This is a genomic window from Ensifer sp. SL37 (genome assembly GCF_026672675.1).
In the GTDB taxonomy this organism is placed as follows: Bacteria; Pseudomonadota; Alphaproteobacteria; order Rhizobiales; family Rhizobiaceae; genus Ensifer; species Ensifer adhaerens.
Window position 1 is genome coordinate 1,559,552 of sequence record NZ_JAPPRN010000001.1, and the last position, 19,657, is coordinate 1,579,208.

Annotated in this window: 14 protein-coding genes and 5 pseudogenes; 11 read left to right on the plus strand and 8 right to left on the minus strand. The window is 55.4% G+C overall.

From position 1 onward, the window contains the following. The first annotated feature begins 13 nt into the window (after positions 1 to 13). From rfbB to OVA00_RS07120, 10 genes are all read left to right on the plus strand, one after another. Complete coding sequence (gene rfbB, locus OVA00_RS07075; protein WP_268088422.1) at positions 14 to 1,069, plus strand: dTDP-glucose 4,6-dehydratase; 1,056 nt, start codon at positions 14 to 16, stop codon at positions 1,067 to 1,069. A 2-nt stretch (positions 1,070 to 1,071) separates the two neighbouring features. Continuing rightward, positions 1,072 to 1,962 (plus strand): dTDP-4-dehydrorhamnose reductase, encoded by an 891-nt coding sequence (rfbD, locus tag OVA00_RS07080; RefSeq protein ID WP_268088508.1) that lies wholly within the window; start codon positions 1,072 to 1,074, stop codon positions 1,960 to 1,962. Positions 1,963 to 1,975: 13 nt separating this feature from the next. Continuing rightward, a complete protein-coding gene (gene rfbA, locus OVA00_RS07085) occupies positions 1,976 to 2,863 on the plus strand; it encodes a glucose-1-phosphate thymidylyltransferase RfbA (RefSeq protein ID WP_268088423.1) in 888 nt (295 codons plus the stop codon). Positions 2,864 to 2,987: 124 nt separating this feature from the next. Next, positions 2,988 to 3,830 carry a class I SAM-dependent methyltransferase gene (locus tag OVA00_RS07090; protein ID WP_268088424.1) on the plus strand — a complete coding sequence of 281 codons (843 nt, stop codon included), beginning with the start codon at positions 2,988 to 2,990 and terminating at the stop codon, positions 3,828 to 3,830. A gap of 28 nt (positions 3,831 to 3,858) precedes the next feature. After that, positions 3,859 to 4,899 carry a hypothetical protein gene (locus tag OVA00_RS07095; RefSeq protein ID WP_268088425.1) on the plus strand — a complete coding sequence of 347 codons (1,041 nt, stop codon included), beginning with the start codon at positions 3,859 to 3,861 and terminating at the stop codon, positions 4,897 to 4,899. A 171-nt stretch (positions 4,900 to 5,070) separates the two neighbouring features. Further along, positions 5,071 to 6,195 carry a capsule biosynthesis protein gene (locus OVA00_RS07100; protein WP_268088426.1) on the plus strand — a complete coding sequence of 375 codons (1,125 nt, stop codon included), beginning with the start codon at positions 5,071 to 5,073 and terminating at the stop codon, positions 6,193 to 6,195. Between the two features lie 8 nt (positions 6,196 to 6,203). Next, a complete protein-coding gene (locus tag OVA00_RS07105) occupies positions 6,204 to 6,857 on the plus strand; it encodes an ABC transporter ATP-binding protein (RefSeq protein WP_268088427.1) in 654 nt (217 codons plus the stop codon). A gap of 177 nt (positions 6,858 to 7,034) precedes the next feature. Next, positions 7,035 to 8,165, plus strand: a complete 1,131-nt coding sequence (locus tag OVA00_RS07110; RefSeq protein ID WP_268088428.1) for a capsule biosynthesis protein — start codon at positions 7,035 to 7,037, stop codon at positions 8,163 to 8,165. Between the two features lie 95 nt (positions 8,166 to 8,260). After that, positions 8,261 to 10,444, plus strand: coding sequence for a glycosyltransferase (locus OVA00_RS07115; protein WP_268088429.1), 2,184 nt, complete (start codon positions 8,261 to 8,263; stop codon positions 10,442 to 10,444). Between the two features lie 585 nt (positions 10,445 to 11,029). Continuing rightward, on the plus strand, positions 11,030 to 11,263 hold the full coding sequence (locus tag OVA00_RS07120; protein ID WP_192439505.1) for a DUF6429 family protein: 234 nt from the start codon (positions 11,030 to 11,032) through the stop codon (positions 11,261 to 11,263). On the opposite strand, the gene tnpC is transcribed toward OVA00_RS07120, so the two are convergent. The 7 genes and pseudogenes from tnpC to OVA00_RS07155 all read right to left on the minus strand — a co-directional run. Then, positions 11,244 to 12,945, minus strand: a protein-coding gene (gene tnpC, locus OVA00_RS07125) for an IS66 family transposase (RefSeq protein WP_268088965.1) whose coding sequence is annotated in 2 segments (ribosomal slippage) — positions 11,244 to 12,701 and positions 12,703 to 12,945 — 1,701 coding nt in all. Because the reading frame shifts where the segments join, the coding sequence is not laid out codon by codon here. The two genes, OVA00_RS07120 and tnpC, sit on opposite strands and share 20 nt — an antisense overlap. A 45-nt stretch (positions 12,946 to 12,990) precedes the next feature. Further along, complete coding sequence (tnpB, locus tag OVA00_RS07130) at positions 12,991 to 13,344, minus strand: IS66 family insertion sequence element accessory protein TnpB (RefSeq protein WP_018237843.1); 354 nt, start codon at positions 13,342 to 13,344, stop codon at positions 12,991 to 12,993. Then, positions 13,341 to 13,712, minus strand: coding sequence for an IS66-like element accessory protein TnpA (gene tnpA, locus OVA00_RS07135; protein WP_250806925.1), 372 nt, complete (start codon positions 13,710 to 13,712; stop codon positions 13,341 to 13,343). Before tnpA ends, tnpB begins: the two co-directional genes overlap by 4 nt. Before the next feature lie 56 nt (positions 13,713 to 13,768). Then, complete coding sequence (locus OVA00_RS07140; RefSeq protein WP_268088431.1) at positions 13,769 to 14,491, minus strand: class I SAM-dependent methyltransferase; 723 nt, start codon at positions 14,489 to 14,491, stop codon at positions 13,769 to 13,771. Between the two features lie 439 nt (positions 14,492 to 14,930). Beyond that, positions 14,931 to 15,812: pseudogene (locus OVA00_RS07145) on the minus strand (IS3 family transposase); the annotation flags it as partial. Between the two features lie 76 nt (positions 15,813 to 15,888). Then, positions 15,889 to 16,684 (minus strand): annotated as a pseudogene (gene istB / locus OVA00_RS07150) (IS21-like element helper ATPase IstB). Continuing rightward, positions 16,674 to 17,027 (minus strand): annotated as a pseudogene (locus OVA00_RS07155) (IS21 family transposase); the annotation flags it as partial. The pseudogenes OVA00_RS07155 and istB, both read right to left, overlap by 11 nt. Before the next feature lie 71 nt (positions 17,028 to 17,098). Between OVA00_RS07155 and OVA00_RS07160 the strand changes: the two are divergent. Further along, positions 17,099 to 18,321 (plus strand): annotated as a pseudogene (locus tag OVA00_RS07160) (IS3-like element ISRm1 family transposase). A 29-nt stretch (positions 18,322 to 18,350) separates the two neighbouring features. Here the strand turns inward: OVA00_RS07160 and istA are convergent. Beyond that, positions 18,351 to 19,544 (minus strand): annotated as a pseudogene (istA, locus tag OVA00_RS07165) (IS21 family transposase); the annotation flags it as partial. Positions 19,545 to 19,657 lie beyond the last annotated feature (113 nt).

Genomic DNA, 19,657 nt, shown 5'->3' on the forward strand with positions numbered 1-19,657 from the left:
AGAAGGACGGAACATGCGCATTTTCGTCACCGGCGGTGCCGGTTTTATCGGATCGGCTCTCGTTCGGTACCTCATCGAGTATACCAAATATGAGGTTCTGACGTTCGATAAGCTGACCTATGCGGGTACGCTTACCTCCTTGTCGCCCGTTTCGGCTTCGCCGAGGTATAGCTTCAAGCAAGGCGACATTTGTGACGAACGTGCCGTGGTGGCCGCCATCGAAGACTTCCAGCCGGACATCATTACGCATCTTGCTGCCGAATCTCACGTCGACCGGTCCATCGACGGCCCGGGTGCTTTCATCCAGACTAATGTGGTCGGCACCTATACAATGCTTGCAGCCGCGCTTGACTATTGGCGTAAGCTCAACGATGAACGCCGCTCCCGTTTCCGGTTCCACCACATATCGACGGATGAGGTTTTCGGTTCGCTTGGCGACACTGGCTACTTCACTGAAACGACACCCTATGATCCTCGTTCGCCCTATTCTGCTTCCAAGGCAAGCTCGGACCATCTCGTTTCCGCCTGGGGCCACACATTTGGTCTGCCCGTCCTGATCACCAACTGCTCGAACAACTACGGGCCTTATCATTTTCCGGAAAAGCTCATTCCCCTCATGATCGTTAAGGCTCTCGTCGGCGAACCGCTTCCGGTCTACGGTAGTGGGACGAACGTTCGCGATTGGTTGTATGTCGAAGATCATGTTCGCGCGTTGCAATGCGTGTTCGAAAAAGGCACGCCCGGTCAAACTTATAACGTGGGCGGCAATTCAGAGCGCCGGAACATCGATGTCGTGAAGACGGTCTGTGAAATATTGGATCGTCTGCAGCCGCGCGCGGACGGTAAATCCTATTCTGACCAAATTACCTATGTCGCGGATCGACCTGGGCATGATCAACGGTATGCGATCGATGCAACCAAAATTGCCGATGAGATCGGCTGGAAACCCGTAGAGAGCTTCGAGAGCGGTATTGAAAAGACCGTCACCTGGTATTTGAAAAACCAGAGCTGGTGGTCAGAAATCCTTGATCGGAGCCATGCCGCCGGAAGGCGAGGACTGGGCGCGTGAAAATGAGGCGGATACTGATTACGGGGGGCACCGGTCAGGTTGGAACTGAGCTCCTCGCTTGCCGGTGGCCTAGCGACGTCGAGCTCGTTGCGCCGACACGCAAGGAATTCGACCTGTCGCAGTGTGATACTATCGCCACATACCTATCGCAGGGCGCATTTGACGCAGTTGTCAATTGCGGTGCCTATACGGCAGTTGATAGGGCGGAAAGCGATGTCTTAGCAGCGTGGAAGATAAACGCGCTCGCCCCCGCAGCACTCGCTGCCGCGACGAAGCTTGCTGAGATTCCGCTTGTTCATTTGTCAACGGACTACGTGTTTGACGGTTCAAAAAGCGGACCCTACACGGAGGACGACCCGGTGGCCCCGCTCGGCGTCTACGGCGCATCCAAGGAAGCGGGTGAACAGGCAGTGCGCACGGGCAATCCTCGTCATATCATCCTGCGAACCGCTTGGGTGTTCAGCCCATACGGGAACAACTTCGTCAAGACGATGTTGCGACTGGGCAAAGAGAAGGAACTAATCAGAGTCGTCGCCGACCAAAGAGGACGCCCGACGGCGGCCTCGGACATCGCGGCGGTCACGCGCCAGGTTGTCATTCGTTTGATTGAGGATGTTAGGGCACCTGTAGGCACCTATCATTTTGTGGGTGAAGGTGACGCAACCTGGTATACGTTTGCACGCGAGCTGTTTGCCCGACAACAGCTCGCTGGTGCCAAAGTTCCCCTTGTGGAGCCAATCACCACAGAACAATATCCAACACCGGCGCGGCGCCCGAAAAACTCCAGCCTCTCAACAACGAAACTGGAGCGCGATTATGGCGTGAAGCCGCGCGATTGGCGAACCGCGCTAGAGGTCGTACGTAACGATCTCGAGGCTAACCAAATTTCGTAGGGGATTCCATCGAATGAAGGGCATTATTCTAGCAGGCGGCTCCGGCACCCGGCTGCATCCTGCGACACTAGCCGTCAACAAGCAGCTTTTGCCGGTGTATGACAAGCCTATGATCTATTATCCACTCTCAGTACTGATGATGGCTAGGATATATGATATTCTGATTATCTCCTCTCCGGAGTACATTGACGGCTATCGGCGGCTGTTCGGTGATGGTTCCACTTGGGGGTTGACTATCTCCTATGCGATCCAATCCGAACCGCAAGGTTTGGCGCAGGCCTTTACAATCGGTGAATCTTTCATTGGAGACGACAGAGTTGCCCTTGTCCTCGGAGACAACATCTTCTTCGGGGCAGGGCTTTCTGATCTTCTTGCAAAGGCTGTCGCCCGGTCGGAAGGGGCGACGATCTTTGCCTATGAGGTGGACGATCCCGAAAGGTATGGCGTCGTGGAACTGGACGGACAGGGACGCGCTTTGAGCCTGGAAGAGAAGCCAACCGCTCCGCGCTCCCGCCACGCTGTCACCGGCCTGTATTTTTATGACAATGATGTCATAGAGTATGCGAAACGCCTCAGGCCGTCGCCCAGGGGGGAATACGAGATAACGGATCTAAATCGCGTGTATATGGAAAACGATCTGCTATTTGTCGAAAGAATGTCACGGGGTTATGCGTGGCTGGACACCGGTACGCACGACAGCCTTCTTGAGGCAGGTGAATTCGTTCGCACCATACAGCATCGACAAGGCACGAATATAGCTTGCATCGAGGAGATAGCCTATCAAAACGGTTTGATCACCCAGGACCGTTTAAGGGACCTCGGAAGGTTCTATGCAAAAACAGCGTATGGGAGGTATTTGCTGAAGATTGCAGAACTGGAAATCGGTAGTCAGTCTCTATAAGAAGAGGCATTCTCCGTGCAGGCGTTGAGTTTAAAGCCGCTTCCGGCGCGAAACCTCCCAGCGTGAAAACTGCGCAAGTGAATGCTTGCAATTCTTTTAGGGAAAGATAATAAAGGCATAGTGCATGTTAAATTGGTTGGGGAAATTGCGGCAAGCCGGCAAAACGGTGAGCTTAGCTAGTGAGACGGTTTTTGATCAGTACGAGTTGCGCTGTCCCGATCACCAGAATGCAATAGACGCGCTACCTGGTTGGAGCTCTGCGTTTCCCGAACATCTCAATCTCCGGGCCGGAATCCACCCACTCTTTGCGGATACCCGCATCACCTGGGCGCTTGAACAGTTTGGCTCCATCGAAGACAAGACGATTCTGGAGGTCGGCCCCTTAGAGGGGATGCACACGTATATGTTGAACGCTATGCGTCCACTGCGCGTCGACGCTGTGGAAGCGAACCGCCTTTGCTTCCTGAGATGTCTTGTCGCGCGTGAGATTCTGGGCATCGATCGAGCGCGCTTTCTGCTTGGGGACATTCAGTCTTGGCTGGACGGAGGGGGGGAGGTTTATGACTTAGCGGTTGCTTCAGGCGTTCTGTACCATATGGCTGATCCTGCAGGCTTCCTAAAAAAGATAGCGGCTAGAGCAAACGCGATTTACATCTGGTCGCACTACTTTGACGATGTGGCGATGCCCGCTGATGACGTGCGACGTATGCCGTTCAGCGGAAAGGTCGAAATCAAGATGATCGACGGTGCCTCTGTTCGGTACTACGAGAGGAGTTATAACCACGCCAACTCTCATCCTTCGTTCTGCGGCGGTATGAAGGATCGGCATTTCTGGCTTCATCGCGACGATATTTTGTTGCTTTTGAACAAGTTCGGGTATGACGAGATACTGATACAATCGGATGAGCCCCATCATTCAGGCGGGCCATGTTTCTCGCTACTGGCTATGCGTCGGCAGCTGCGATAGATTGTCCGAAAAGTAAGGCGGAAGGAAAGTGCTGTTCAACATCGAATTTGATGCTGGTGATTCCATTGAGGGCTATGTCATTCCTGATGGATTTTCAGAACAGCCGTCAATTCTCGTTTCGGACCATGGTGGACCGGTGGCACGCGTTGCCTGCGACCAACTGCGTGAGGCGGTTATCGGCTCGGGACGACATGGAAGTGGAATGGTTGGTTTTAGGTTGGATGCTACGGTGATTCCAGGACTGGCCGAAATGGAAACCCTGGCAATTCATGATGCCAAGACGGGACTGCTGATTTATCGACGAGTCGCGATACACAATCGCAAAAACCTTAAGATTGTTCGGCTCGAAACTCATATGATCCCATCACTTCGCTTGGATCGATACTGTAGCGAGGGTTTCCAGTTCGAGTTGTTTTCTGCGGAGCGTTTTGGTCACGAAACGACCCTACAAGCCTTTCACCTTCAGGCACTTGAATCCGTCTTTATCAGCGGACGTTTGCTCATGAAGAATTACGAAGTCTTCCTCGATCGCGGGTTCCGGGCGGTAGCACTACTGACTGATCCATTCTACGAGATGGCGGGTCGGCTTTTCCTATTGAAGAAAATGTCGACCAGCCCGGTGCCGTTTCTAGGCGACCGCGACCGTCTTATCTTGGCGCCTGCGGTCGAGCATTTCGCAGAAGTTGCACTAACTAGTACGTCTTCGTTGAAGACTGCACTGAAGAAAGCGCCGACAAAAGTGCGCGATGTTCTTTCTTCGCCTCTTACGCGTCAACTTGTTTGCACCTCTCCTGAACAATCCACAGCGCGTGCCGATATCGCGGCGGCTGTCGACCTTCTCTCTCGTTTTACGGTAGTTGGGCATGATAACGACTTGGCGCACTATCAACATGCTCTAGCTGAATTGTTTGAACGGCCCGTCGACCAGCTTCCATTACCTCCGAGGCACATGGCTCTTCAAGAGTTGGCGAACAAATTGCGGGAACTTCCCGTTGCCGAGGGGCTTATTGAGCATGACTTGATCCTGGATCACTATGTTCGGCAAGCGCTAAGGGTAAACACGCACTAAGGCGCAGCAGCGGGCTCGATAGGCATGCGACGGAAAACCACAGATGAACTGACGAGCAACGACACTTGGCTGGGGCGGACTAAAGTTGCCCGATACATGGTCCCCGCGGCTCTGCGGCGACGGATGCCAGCAAGCCAACCAGACAAGGAAGGTCCAAGCGTCTCGATCCAGATGGACGCGGATGCAGAAGATCTGCGGCCACAAACAGGTCCAAAGTTTCCTATACGACTTGCAACGTTTGTTGCGGTCGTTCTAATCCCGTTCTTTCTTAGTTCGCTCTATTATGCGTTCATTGCGGCCGATCAGTTTACGTCTGAAGCCCGATTTGCAGTGAGATCGCTTGCTGATGAGAGTGCAAGCGATAGCTCAGAAACAAGCTTGCTAAGTATGAGGTCGGCAACGCAGGATGCCTACGTAGTAATGAGTTTTATTCATTCTGCCGAACTCCTGGACCGTCTTGGCAGAAAAATTGACTATAGAAAAATGTTTGCCCCTCAAGGAATTGATGCGATTGCATCGTTTGACACTGATGGGCCCAAAGAGGGGTTCCTAGACTATTGGAAGAAGCAAGTGTCCGTCTACATCGATGGTCCTTCCGGTATCGTGACGCTTAAAGTGCGAACGTTTCGGCCCGAGAATTCTTTGCAGTTGGCGTTGGCCATTGTTGAGGAAAGTGAAGCGCTAATAAATGAGATGTCAACGAGGGCTCGCAACGATGTATTGCGAAGCGTTCGCGACGAAGTTGAGAATGCGGGTAAGACTTATGGAGGCGCGCTCGCGGAACTCAGTAAATTTCAGCACGAGTCGGGGATTCTGAGTCCGGAAGCCCAAGCCGAGGAGACGGGTAAACTCTTGGCCAAGCTGTTGGCCGAGAAACTTGAGATAGAAACAAGGCAGTTTGTAGCGGCCAAATCATCAGCAGAGGGATCGCCAGCATACCAGCAGCTCAAACTAGCGCGTGATAGTCTTGATGGTCAGATTGAGCAACTCAGGTCCGGACTAACCGGTTCGTCGGATCGAAACCTTGCTAACGCGTTAGTACGTTACTCGAAACTCGAAACAAATCGGATGGTTGCAGAAAAATTGTACGAGGCAACACGACAGTCCTATGACATGGTCCTTGGGGAATCCCTTAGGAAAGCGCTGTATGTAGTAGTGTTCGTGAAGCCCACCTTGCCGGATGAATCGCTTTATCCGCTACGCCTATTCTCACCGCTAATGACTTTGCTTGGCCTAGGACTTTTGTGGTCGACGTTGGCGCTTGCCTGGGCATCTGTACAAGACCATCAGTTGTAAGAGGCGTCATGATCCGGTTTATCAACGTCTCAAAACACTTTACTACCCAACAGCATAGGAAAATTATACTTGATAGGGCAAATGTGGAATTCCTGTCAGGTTACTCGTACGGGTTACTTGGCGTAAATGGTGCAGGCAAATCGACCACTTTACGAATGATCTCTGGTACCATGCTTCCAAATTCTGGGAAGATTTTGAAAGATTGCCGTGTCTCTTGGCCATTGGGATTCGCCGGGGGATTTCATTCGGCTATGACAGGTCTAGACAACCTTAGATTCGTCGCGCGTGCATATGGTGAGGATGTTCGTCGAGTTTCTAGGTTTGTAGAAGATTTTGCTGAGCTCGGGGACTACATCCACGCACCAGTGAGAACTTACTCATCAGGCATGATGGCACGGTTAGCGTTCGGGTTGTCGATGGCGATCGAGTTCGATTGCTATTTGGTGGATGAAATAACGGCTGTTGGAGATGCGCGATTCCAAGAGCGTTGCCGGGTCGCATTCGAAAACCGACGAAAGAACGCTGATTTGATTATGATTTCGCATGGGATGGATACGATCAAGGCCTATTGCGACAAAGGCATGGTGTTGGTGGACGGGCGTCTGATAGTTTTTGACCAGGTCGAACATGCGATTGAAGCATACTATCGGCTTAACAGATGATTTGTCTTAGCCTACGCTTCAGGAATAGACGGGGTTTATATGTCTAATCGGCCGCCAGACATACATGTCGAATCCTCTCAGACCGCATTGGGGCTTAGTCGCGCTGCCAGCTCGCGTTTGGCAACTACCGCGAGGAGGCTGAGGTTCTCAACCTCTGGGAGGAGTGACCTCTTCAAAGTGGTAGGGCTCAGGCCCAAGCTTTCTGAGAAGATTTTCCGAGCTTCGGTCATCATCTCAGCGATATTTTTTCTGGCTGCTCCCAACGCTTTCGCAGTGCTCTATTACGGGTTTATCGCCTCCGATCAGTTTCAATCAGAAACGAGGTTCACTGTTCGCACTTCTGCTCCAGCTTTGGGTAAAGATCAATTAGGAAAAGCCACCGGTATACCATCTGCGAAGATAGTACAAGATACACAGATCGTCGCCGAATTCATCACGAGCAAAGGTATGATCGACGCGCTGTCCGAAAGCATCGATATTCGATCGATTTATGCTGCGCCGGGTGCGGATGTGCTATCGCGTTTGGAAGATGAGGCGAGCGCAGAAGACTTACTGTCATATTGGCAAGATATGGTTTCGGCTGCAATCAGTCCGGCCAGTGGCATCATCACGGTCAAGGTCCGTGCGTTTTCTGCCGACGACGCGCAACGCATACTCATCGAAGTCGTTCGCGCTGCGGAAAGTGCTGTCAACAACATGAATGCCCGCATTTGGCGTGATGTGACACAAACAGCCCAAGAGAACCAAGACCGGGCGGCTGTGCAACTGCGCATCGCAAGGGAAAACCTGCAGGCCGCTCGAAATAAAACTGGAATGCTGTCTATTGAAGGGACGGCAAGCGTCCTTACCGCCTTGATCGGGAATATTGAACGCGAGCGTTTGGAACTGCAGCAGAGATATGAGGTTCAATCGCAGTCTGTTGCAAAGGATGCGCCACAACTTGTCGTTCTTCATCGCGAGATTGTTAGTAAAGAGCGCCAGATAAAGGAACTTCAAGGACAGCTAGCTGGTAGCACAGTTGGGCAAGATCAAACTCTTGCCGATGCTTCCGTAACGTTTGCACAGCGCCAAATGGAGCAAAACTTGGCGGAAAAGCAGTTCTCGGCAAGCGTAAAGACGATGGAGCAGATTAAGTTCGTTAGTCGACAGCAACTGCTCTATCTAGACTCTTTCCTCTCCCCCGATCGGCCAGATTCCCCCAAGTTTCCAAAGCGCTTCTTTTGGATTGTGGCGACGTTTTTATCCTCGCTAGTGGCCTGGGGAGCAGTCCTTTCTGGCCTTGCGCTCATAAGACGTAGGATCGCATGATCACAGGTGGGTTACTTTTGAGATTTCCCACTTGCGCCACGAAATGAACGGTTTGCTCCGACCGTAGGATCCTAACCAGAAAGCATTTTCCTTACATGACGGTATCATTCCAACCAAATAGTGATTTGAAGCGGTGCGGCACCAGTAGGAATGGTCTCGAGTTATGGGAGGCAATTGGTGATGACGCCGCTTTCAACGTTTATTGTTCCTTAGTTAGGAAGCGGTTCATTGTAATCGCTGTTTTTGCGCCTTCGGACATTATGGATCTAAAATTGTATGTGAACCGCGGACGAGGGTTGCTTGAGGCGGATGCAATCACCTTTGAGAGCGCTCGCGGAATGGTCGTTGTCTTAGATGTGGGGGCGGTTGGATTGCTCCGTAAATTCCGGCTGGATCCAGCAAGCCATCCTGTTCTGTTCGAATTGCAGGTATCTACGTTTCCTACTAGAGAGGCCGCTGAGTTTCATGCTCGAACGATGCTCAAGATGATACCCGAACTCAAAGAAATTAGGAAATTGCAGCTGCCTGCCTTTACGCTTCCTAAACTCAATTGGTCCTGGTTTCGACGCCGCCGAGATAATACTGCCGCGTACATTCGCGCGCACTACGAGTTTGCGGCACACGACGAGAGTCCTGTCGAGTCGTTGGGTGCTGGTTGCTGGCTAAGCATTATTGTTCCAGTTTATAATACGCCTGCGCGCTATTTGAACGACTTGCTGGGTTCATTCTCTTCACAAGACGTGGAAGGTGTCGAGCTCATTTTGAGTGACGATGGGTCGACATCTCATGAAACTAGGGGATGGCTCGAGCAAAACAAGACGGCGAAGGGGGTTCGCGTCGTCTCGAATGTGCGAAACGGAGGAATAGCCGTCGCGAGCAATGCCGCGCTACGCATTGCGTCAGGTGGATGGATTACATTTCTTGATCACGATGATCTAATTGCGCCGCACGCTCTGAGGACAATAAAGCGGCATATAATCAAGAATTCTAGAGCCGTGTTTCATTTTACCGATGAGGTTATAGTGGATGATCAGCTTCGTCCAAAGGGGCTGATGTTGAAGCCGGCGTATGACCCTGTCTTGCTGACCGGCGTGAACTACATTAACCACTTTTCCCTTTATCGAAGGGACAGGCTTGCTGAGCTCGGTTTGCTTAGACCTGGGTATGATGGATCTCAGGACTACGACCTTCTTCTCCGTTATTTGCAAGGACTGCGAAGTGAGGAGATCTGCCATATCAATTACCCGGCCTATTGGTGGCGCCATACTGGGCGGAGCTACTCAGCTCGGTTTGCAGAGCAAGCCGCGCTGAATGCGCGCCGGGCCATTGCGGATAGCTTTGAACGTCAGGGCAAAAGAATACAGGTCCAGGAATCCGCGATAGGCTCGCTCCATAGAGTTAGATTCATTGAGTTGGAAGGCGACTGGCCAGCGGTCACGATTGTCATACCAAGTAAGAATTCGCTCGAATTGATCTCACGAGTGTTGCATGGGGTTTTCGAGGATACAGATTACCCAAATTTTAAAGTCGTCGTTGTTGATAATGGGTCTGACGACGAAAGTGTTATAGAGTTGTACAATGATTATACGAAAAGATTTCCGAATTTTTCGAGCGAAATAATCAACGAAGATTTCAACTTTTCTCGCTCAGTGAATCGGGGTTTTCGACATTCTAAAGGTAGTCATGTCTTGCTACTAAATAATGATATCGAAATTATGGACGCGCAATGGTTGAAAGAGATGGTTGAATGTTTGCAATTTGACCATGTCGGAATTGTAGGGGCAAAGTTGCTGTATCCAAACAAGACTATACAGCACGCCGGTGTCATTGTCGGCTTTGGTGGGTTGGCCGGTCATTGGTATTCGCAGAAGCATTGGAATTTTGGGGGGCCAATGAATCGCTTGCACGTGCGCAATTCCTTTAGCTGCGTAACAGGTGCGGCCATGTTGATCGCTTCAGATTGCCTGACGACCGTCGGAGCATGGGATGAGGTCAACTTTGCTGTTGCCTACAACGACGTCGATTATTGCCTACGCGCCGGCTACGCCGGCTATCGAGTCGTTTGGACGCCGTTCGCCTGCCTCTACCATCACGAGTCGTTGTCGCGCGGGCCGGATACAGAGGGCGCGCGATTAAAGCGCTTTGAAAAGGAGAAGGAACGCCTTCAGGCTATCCATGGCACGCGAGCATTCCGAGACCCTTCAATCCACCCGGCATTCTCTACGGATCGATCAGAGCCCATTGTGCTCATTCCAATGAATGCTAACGGCAGCATGTGAGCTCCGGCCCGGGCGGGCGGGATTGCTCGTTCTTCGAGATTGGAGGTGAGCGCTATGCGGCCCTCGGGCAGCACGCGTTGGTGGGACGTGAGATGGCGTAGCGAGTAGCGAGTAGCGAGCGCCTCGGCGAGCTTTGGTTTTGCCGGAAAGGCGCGGCAGGTCCGCCGGAGGGCAATGAGGGGTGACGATTAGCGGAGCAGCTCTGTGGCCAATGTCTCGGCGATCGCGCGTGCTGAATGCGTATTCCGATGATGCCGGACGGCTATTCCAATCTGAAGCCGGACACAATTCCGATTTGGAGCCGGACAGTTGGCGCGCCTCAGGGTCCATGTGCTCGGGGGCCGGAGATATCGCGATCAGTTTGACGTGAACCAAAATCCCGCTGGCCGCTGGTCCGCCTCTTTCAAAACGGGCAGGTCACCAATCTTTCTGCACATCTGAGATAGTCGATCGTCGTTCCAGCAAAAGTATGCAGGAAATGCGGGCGTGACTCTCTCGGATAGCATAAGCATCAGCAAGAGATATTGCGTATCCATCCGAGCAGGGCCGCAGGATTTTGAGCGCCGCGCGTGGTAACGTGGGTTCATGGAGATCGATGAGGACAAGATCGACGATGCGGTTTTGGCGCTGCTATGGCTGACGCTGCATAACGAACGCTGTGCCTGGAAGGGCTTCGACTGGGCAACGACGGATCGGCTTCACAAGAAGGGCTTGATCGGCGACCCAGTCAACAAGTCGAAGTCATTGATCCTGACCGATGAAGGCTTGGCGCGTTCGGAAGCATTGTTCCGGGAGCTGTTTACGCGGCCGCCGCAATAGCCGTCCCTTTGTGTGTCTTCCATTGCCACGGCAGCAGTTCGTGCAGGCGGGAGACGGGAAGATCGGCGATGCGGCTAAACACATCGGCGAGCCACGCCTTTGGGTCGACGTCGTTGAGACGGCAAGTCGTGATGACGGAGAGCATGATGGCGGCACGATCGGCCCCACGCTGGGAGCCGGCGAAGGTCCAGTTTCGACGCCCGAGGGCAATTCCTCTCAGCGCGCGCTCGGCCGCATTGTTCGTGAGACAAATCCGGCCATCGTCGAGGAAACGGGCAAAGCCATCCCAGCGCTTCAGCATGTAATCGATCGGCTCGATCACCTCGGACGATTTGCTGAGCGAGGCGCGCTCCCGTTTCAGCCACGCGTGCATGTCATCGAACAGCGGCTTGCTCTTTTCCTGCCGCGCGGCCAGTCGTTCTGCGGCGCTCAATCCATTGATGTCGCGCTCGATCTCAAACAGCGCGTCGTACCGTTGGACGGCCTCCAATGCGATCGGCGAGATTGGCTTGCCCTTGCGCTTGCGGTCGCGGGCATTTTTCTGGATGTCGGCCAGTTCAAAGAATTTGCGCCGCGCGTGCGCATGACAAAAGGCGAAGGTGATCGGCACCGCTTTCTTTTCGGCGACACTGAGCGGCTCGAAGCCATTGTAACAATCACTCTGCAGAATGCCGCCATACGCGGCCAGGTGCTTCTGCGGATGCTCGCCGCGGCGGTCGCTCGACGCATAGTATATGGCCGCCGGCGCTGCCGCGCCGCCGTAGGGCCGGTCATCGCACACGTACGTCCATATTCGCCCGGTCGTGCATTTGTCTTTGGCCTGGATGGGAATGGTGGTGTCGTCGCCAAAAAGCCGCTCGGCCGCGAAGACATGCGTTTCGATCAGATCAAAGATCGGCAGGAGCGCGGCCGTTCCATACCCGACCTGGTCGGCCAACGTCGAGGTCGAAAGCTCGATGCCCTCGCATTTGAACCGGGTGCTCTGGCGGTTGAGCGGGCTATGCATGCCGAACTTATCGAACAGGATCGTCGCCAGCAGATGAGGACCGATAAAGCCGCGTGGCGTGGCATGGAAGGGTGCCGGCGCCTGGCTGATCTTCTCGCAGTCCCGGCAGCTAAATTTCTCGCGTACGGTTTCGATCACCTTGAACCGGCGCGGAACCTCCTCGAGCGTCTCGGTGACGTCCTCGCCCAGTTTCGACAGGCGCGAGCCACCGCAGCAGGCACAGGTGGTCGGGGGATCGATCACCACGCGCTCGCGTTCGATATCCTCCGGCCACGGCTTTCTCAGCGGCCGTTTGCGCGTGAACGAACGCACGCTCGCGGTCTTGGCGGCAGCCGCTTGCGCTGCGGCTTCATCCTCCGACGCCGCCATTACCAGCTCTTCGAGCTGCAATTCCATCTGGTCGATCAGGCGCGCCGTGCGCTCGGAACGCCTTACCGCGCAGCTCGCGCTTCAGCTTCTCGATCGCCAGTTCCAGACTGGCGATCAAAGCCTCGCTGTCCGACAACATGGCCTGCGCATTGGCGGCTTGCGCCACCGCAATGTCCCGTTCAGCGACGACGGTGTCGCGCTCGGCGACAACGACATCACGTTCAGCCTGTAACATCTCACGCTCGGAAAGCAGCGCCAGATAGGCGCTCGCAAAGTCCGCAGGAAGATCCACAGGCTTCGAAGTCATGAAGCCATTCGATCAGATTCATTCAATATTTTCAATGCAATAATGCTATCCGATCCGTGTCGGACGCCAGGTTTCCTGCGGATTGCGCCAGTCGATCCCGGACAACAAATAGGACAGTTGCGCCGGTGAGATCGCGACCGCCCCGCCCTCCATATTCGGCCAGATAAACCGGCCCTTCTCCAGCCGCCGGGTAAAAAGGCAGGCGCCCAGACCATCATGCCAGATGATCTTCAAAATATCCGATCTGCGGCCCCTGAAGACGAAGAGATGCCCTGACAACGGATCATGCTGCAGAACCTCCTGCACCCGAAGCGCCAGAGAGGGAAAGCCACAGCGCATGTCCGTATAGCCCGTCGAAAGCCAGACCTTGACCCCTGTTCCCATCGGAAACGGATTCACCGCAGCGCCTCCAGTCCGCGCATGATCCGAAGCAGCGCTTCAACGTCGACATCGCGGTCCACGATCACACGACGACCGTTGGCGCTGACAACCTCCATCCGGCCGGCGTTCGGCAACGACCCTGCTACCGGCTCTACCTCTGGGACAAGCAGCGCCGGCACAAAGCCGCCCACAGGCGACGCAACATCCAGTTGCCACGCTCGTGCGAGCCGGCGCCATTCATATAACTGCGAACGCGATATTCCATGTCGCCGCGCCGTCGTCGCACACAAGCCAGGTTCCGAATAGCTCTCCGCGACAATCTGCAGCTTCATCTCTTTGCTGAAGCGTCGCCGCCGGCCGCCATCGATAATCTCAAGTCGTTCCATTCCGCACTGTCCGTATTGACGTCAATAAGGACAGTCAGTGCCAAATCCGACAATTCCTACAAGGCGACCCACCTCGGACGCGTACGATATTGCTCGTTGTAGTGCCTTCTCAGCCAATCTTGTGGGTAGTCGTAAGGCAAAAAAACGTCGTGGACGCCGACGAGAACGTTCGGCGTCTCGAGTAAGCGAGGAACGATTTCTGTGAAGAAGACGGTGACATCCGTGTTCTGAAAGCTCCGATGACTGCCATCGAAGAACACGATGTCGCCGTTCATCACTTCGTCGAAAATGGACAGATCGGCGTCTTCAAGCGGCCGGCGAAAGCCAACGTCCACGATCATATCGATGTCGCGACGCGGATGAGGGTCGATTGAGATAATCTTGGTTCTGAGGTTGTGATCTTGGATAGCTTGGCGGACGAACGTGGTCGATGTGCCGGAGCCAATCTCTATAAAATTGGCGGCGTTTCTCTGTGCCGCGAAAGCATAGAGGGAGATGGCGTCTAGGGCTGGCATCCAATTACTGCGCCAGGTAGGGCTGTTACCCTCGTTCGAAGGATCATCGGATATCTCCGCAAAGTTCGCATTGAATTTCTGGAAATCGGAGAGCAGAGCTTCATAGCGATTTGCATGCCCGCTGATGATGCCTGCTATCATCTTGTTGATTGGCCGGTAAGGTAGCCGGCGCAGCTTCGGTAGGACGGGGTACTCTAGCTGGATAGCATACCCATCGCGAACCTGTTGCAGCCACCATCTTTGATCGTCACTAATTTCGTCCACGCTCGCCCGACCTCCCGTTTAGTGCCACTATAGGTATAACACCCACTCTTCATTCGAGCCAGCGCCAACCGGCCGGCCGAAGCGGGTCGGGTCCATCCCCGAACAAGGTCAGAACATCTAGCTGGTACAGGTTTGAAAACAACTCCAAATTGACCTGTTGTAAACCTCAAACTACAAGACGATTTGGTATAGGGAGGGCAAGAATGCTGAGAATGTTCCAAAAGGCGCCATCGCGCCCTATGCTTGTGCCCGATGACTACGCGCCGGAGGTCGATCCTTGCCGCGTTTTTTGGGAGAATGTTTCGATCAAAAGACCGAAGCGGGTCTTGGAAGTTGGGACCAGCCGCACCGTTCCGGATAGGGCAACACATCGGCATGAAATGTTCCCGTGGGTGGCAGCGGACAATTTCGTCAAGGTCGATGACCTTGCCCCCAAGTTTTATCCAGTTTTGAGTTTGCTCCAGCGGTTTTGGGTTGCTGTATTGGGGGCGGTAGCGGCGGGTTGCGGTGCGGAGCCATTCCGGCTGCGCAGCACCGCATCACGTCGCGGGTTGATTGTCTGAGCGAACTCGGCAGGTGTCATCCAGCCGAGTCCAGAGTGTGGTCGATGATCGTTGTAATCGCTGCGCCAGTTTGAAAGCGCCGATCGAGCATGGGCCAGTGACGAGAAGAGCGTCTCATTCAAGAGCTCGTCGCGCAGCCGCCCATTGAAGCTTTCGATGAAGGCGTTCTGGATCGGCTTGCCCGGCGCGATGTAGTGCCAATCCACCTTGCTCCGATCCGTCCATTGCAGGATCGCGTTGCTGGTGAACTCACTGCCATTGTCGCTGACGATCATCTTCGGCTTGCCTCGTCCCTCGATGATCCGATCCAGCTCACGGGCGACCCGCAGGCCGGAGAGCGACGTGTCGGCGACGAGAGCCAGGCATTCCCTGGTGCAATCGTCGACGACCGTCAGAATCCGGAACCTGCGGCCATCGGTGAGTTGATCCGACACGAAGTCCAGTGACCAGCGATCATTGGCGGCAAGCGGGATCAGCATCGGTGCTCGTGTGCCTATCGCTCGTTTCCGACCGCCGCGCTTGCGCACCGTCAGCTTCTCTTCCCGATAGAGCCGGAAGAGCCGCTTGTGGTTCACAAGGTGACCCTCACGCCTGAGCAGCACATGAAGGCGTCGATATCCAAAGCGGCGGCGTTCATGCGCCAGCGCCTTCATCCGCTCGCGAAGGTCATGGTCATCGCTGCGCCTGGTTTCGTAACGGATCATCATCCGGCAAAAGCCGATGGCTTTACACGCCCGCCGTTCGCTCATCTGGTGGTGATCCTGTTGGTTTCCGCGCGGAACTGAGCCGGTTTTTCCACCGAGAAGTGAGCCACCTCTGAGTATGGTTTTCTGATCAGGGTTTGGTCAAGGGATTGGCTTTTTCTCCTCTCTTCTGGGCCGCAGCGGCCGAGCTGGCTTTGAAGCGGAAGCTGTCGTTGCCGGTTTCCAGGATGTGACAACGATGGGTCAGACGATCGAGGAGAGCGGTCGTCATCTTGGCGTCGCCGAAGACCGTGGCCCATTCGCTGAAGCTGAGGTTGGTGGTGATCACCACGCTGGTCCGCTCGTAGAGCTTGCTCAGCAGGTGGAAGAGTAATGCGCCGCCGGAGGCGCTGAACGGCAGGTATCCCAACTCGTCCAGGATCAGCACGTCGAGCCTGACCAACGTCTCTGCGATCTGGCCCGCCTTGCCCTTGGCCTTTTCCTGCTCGAGCGCGTTGACCAATTCGATGGTCGAGAAGAAGCGGACCTTTCGGCGATGATGCTCGATCGCCTGAATGCCGAGTGCTGTCGCGACATGTGTTTTGCCTGTGCCCGGCCCGCCGACGAGCACGATATTCTGCGCTCCGTCCATGAACTCGCATCGGTGCAACTGGCGCACGGTCGCTTCGTTGATCTCGCTGGCGGCGAAGTCGAAGCCGGAGAGGTCCTTGTAGGCCGGGAAGCGGGCAGCCTTCATGTGATAGGCGATGGATCGAACCTCGCGCTCGGCCATTTCGGCTTTCAGCAACTGGGACAGGACCGGCACGTACCGCGTCGAAGGCCGGAGCCCCTTGCTCGATCAGGTCCGTGACGGCCTGGGCCATGCCATACATCTTCAGGCTGCGCAGCATGATGACGACGACCGCGCTGGCAGGATCATGACGCATGGCGACCTCCTACGATCCGGACGCGCAAGCCGTCGTAGCGTTCGACATTGGCCTTGGGTTCACGCAGCAAGGTCAGCGCCTGTGGCGTATCGATGTCCGGGCCGTCGGTCGTCTTGCCGTCGATCAGCCGGTGCAGAAGATTCAGCACGTGCGTCTTGGTCGCCACGCCCGCATCCAGAGCCAGTTCCACAGCCCTGACGACGACCTGTTCGTCGTGATGAAGCACAAGCGCGAGGATATCGACCATCTCACGGTCACCGCCAGGGCGGCGAAGCATCTGGTCCTGGAATTGCCGAAAGGCCAACGGCAATTCCAGGAAGGGCGCACCATTGCGCAAGGCACCGTGAATTAGCCCCCGAAAGGCCCGGACATGCTCCCCCACTTAGCTAAGTGGGTAGGAGTAATGTTGGTAATATGACTAGCAGCAATTTTAAGATGGAAGTTCTCTCCGGGCCGGAGCGTCGGCGGCGCTGGAGCACGGCAGAGAAGCTGGCGATCATCCATGAGACCTATGAGGCGGACGCGACGGTGAGCATCGTCGCACGTCGGCACGGCATCCAGCCGAACCAGTTGTTCGCCTGGCGCAAGCTGGCGTCCCAAGGGGCACTGACGGCGACGGCCGCCGAAGAGGAGGTCGTTCCGGCTTCCGAATACCGGGCGCTTCAGGCCCAGGTGAAGGAGTTGCAACGCCTGTTGGGCAAGAAGACGATGGAGAGCGAAATCCTGAAGGAAGCCCTCGAAATCGCCGGTGGCCCAAAAAAACATCTGTTGCGCTCGCTCTCTCTTCCGAGGGGGATTTTGGAATGAAGACCGTCTGCGAAACTCTAGGTGTCGCCCGCTCGAATATCGCTGCGCGTGCCGCAGGTTCCCCTTCCAGAGCCAGAGGACGCCCGCCTCTACCTGATCGCGAGCTGGTGGAGGACATCAAGGCCGTCATCGCCGATACGCCCACCTACGGCTATCGGCGTGTCCATGCCATCCTGCGTCGGAATGCCCGGAAACTGGGGCGTTCGTGGCCCAATGCCAAGCGGGTCTACCGGGTGATGAAGCTGCACAATCTGCTGCTGGTGCGTCATACCGGAGCGGTCGATGATCGCCTTCACGACGGTACCGGGTCGCCGTCGAGCGTTCGAACATCAGATGGTGCTCCGACGGCTTCGAGATCGGCTGCGACAACAAGGAGAAGGTCCGTGTCGCCTTCGCCCTCGACTGCTGCGACCGTGAAGCAATCGCCCATGTCGCCACCACCGAAGGTATCAAGAGCGAAGACGTGCAGGACCTCGTGATCACCGCTGTCGAGAACCGCTTCGTACCGCATCAACATGCTGTCCGAACCCATCGAATGGCTCACCGACAACGGCTCTTGCTTCATCGCCAGGGACACCGCATCCTTGCTGCGCGAGATCGGCATGGAACCGTGCACGACACCGGTGCGAAGCCCACAGTCGAACGGCATGGCCGAGGCGTTCGTCAAAACCTTCAAGCGCGATTACGTCTCGGTGAATCCAACCCCCGACGCCGAAACCGTCATGGCGCAACTGCCGTTCTGGTTCGAGCACTACAACAATCTTCACCCGCACAGTGCTTTAGGATATCAATCGCCGCGCGAGTTCATCAGCTCGCAATCTCAAACCTGAGCATGTCCGGTCTTTTGGGGGCAACTCCAATTGCGCAAGGCACCGGGCTTGCGCTGGATGACCGCAAGGTAATGCCGCCAGTCGTAAATCGTTCGCGGCGGTTTGTCGTGGCTGCGCTCAATGACCCGCGCATGTTCGCATAGGATATTGCCCTCGGCCGCAACGACCAGCCGCTCAGGGTAAATCCGCAGGCTGACGGGCCGGTTCGCAAAGGATGCAGGCACACTGTAGCGGTTCCGTTCGAAGGTAATGAGGCATGTCGGTGAGACGCGTTTGCTTTGCTCGACGAAGCCGTCAAAAGCGCTAGGCAACGCCATCAACGCGGCCTGCTCTGCGACCCAAATGTCGGCGATCGTGCCAGGCAAGGTGCCGTGCGATGTCTCCCGCCACAGGTTCTGGCAATGCTGTTCCAGCCAGGCATTCAATGCCGCCAAATCTGGGAAGTCCGGCATCTGTTGCCACAGCCGTGGACGGGCATCCTGGACGTTCTTCTCGACCTGACCCTTCTCCCAGCCTGCCGCCGGATTGCAGAACTCGGGTTCGAAGACGTAGTGGTTCGTCATCGCCAGGAAGCGGATGTTGACCTGCCGCTCCTTGCCCCGTCCCACGCGATCGACCGCCGTCTTCATGTTGTCATAGATGCCGCGACCAGGCACGCCGCCGAACACCCGGAAGCCGTGCCAGTGGGCATCGAACAGCATCTCATGCGTCTGCAGTAAGTAGGCTCTGAGCAGAAAAGCACGGCTGTGCGACAGCTTGATGTGCGCGACCTGAAGCTTCACGCGCTCTCCGCCTATGACGGCATAGTCCTCGCTCCAATCGAACTGGAATGCCTCACCTGGGCGGAAAGACAGCGGAACGAATATGCCGCGGCCCGTCGTCTGCTGCTCACGCTGCCGATCAGCCCGCCAATCACGGGCGAAAGCGGCCACCCGGCCATAAGAGCCGGCAAAGCCAAGAGCCACCAGATCGGCGTGAACCTGCTTCAACGTTCGACGCTGCTTGCGCGACTTCCCGGCCTCGGTCTTCAGCCAGCCGGCCAGTTTATCGGCAAAAGGATCGAGCTTGCTTGGTCGCTCTGGTATCGCGAACTTCGGTTCGATCGTGCCAGCGCTCAAGTACTTCGCGATCGTGTTGCGCGACAATCCGGTTCGTCGGCTGATCTCGCGAACCGACAGCTTCTCGCGCAGTGCCATCCGACGGATGATGTTTAAAAGTCCCATGTGGATCACTCCGTTGCCCCCGTCGCTCACCGCGTTGAGGGGAAGGTTCACATGGCTCAATTCTCAATGGAAATTATGCGCCTAACCGGCTCAGTTCCGCGCGGAAACCAACA

Bases quoted from the DNA above. Each gene is read 5' to 3' on its own strand.
- rfbB (WP_268088422.1), top strand. From the start codon at position 14: ATGCGCATTTTCGTCACCGGCGGTGCCGGTTTTATCGGATCGGCTCTC.
- rfbD (WP_268088508.1), top strand. From the start codon at position 1,072: ATGAGGCGGATACTGATTACGGGGGGCACCGGTCAGGTTGGAACTGAG.
- rfbA (WP_268088423.1), top strand. From the start codon at position 1,976: ATGAAGGGCATTATTCTAGCAGGCGGCTCCGGCACCCGGCTGCATCCT.
- OVA00_RS07090 (WP_268088424.1), top strand. From the start codon at position 2,988: ATGTTAAATTGGTTGGGGAAATTGCGGCAAGCCGGCAAAACGGTGAGC.
- OVA00_RS07100 (WP_268088426.1), top strand. From the start codon at position 5,071: ATGGACGCGGATGCAGAAGATCTGCGGCCACAAACAGGTCCAAAGTTT.
- OVA00_RS07105 (WP_268088427.1), top strand. From the start codon at position 6,204: ATGATCCGGTTTATCAACGTCTCAAAACACTTTACTACCCAACAGCAT.
- OVA00_RS07115 (WP_268088429.1), top strand. From the start codon at position 8,261: ATGACGGTATCATTCCAACCAAATAGTGATTTGAAGCGGTGCGGCACC.
- OVA00_RS07120 (WP_192439505.1), top strand. From the start codon at position 11,030: ATGGAGATCGATGAGGACAAGATCGACGATGCGGTTTTGGCGCTGCTA.
- tnpA (WP_250806925.1), bottom strand. From the start codon at position 13,712: ATGGAACGACTTGAGATTATCGATGGCGGCCGGCGGCGACGCTTCAGC.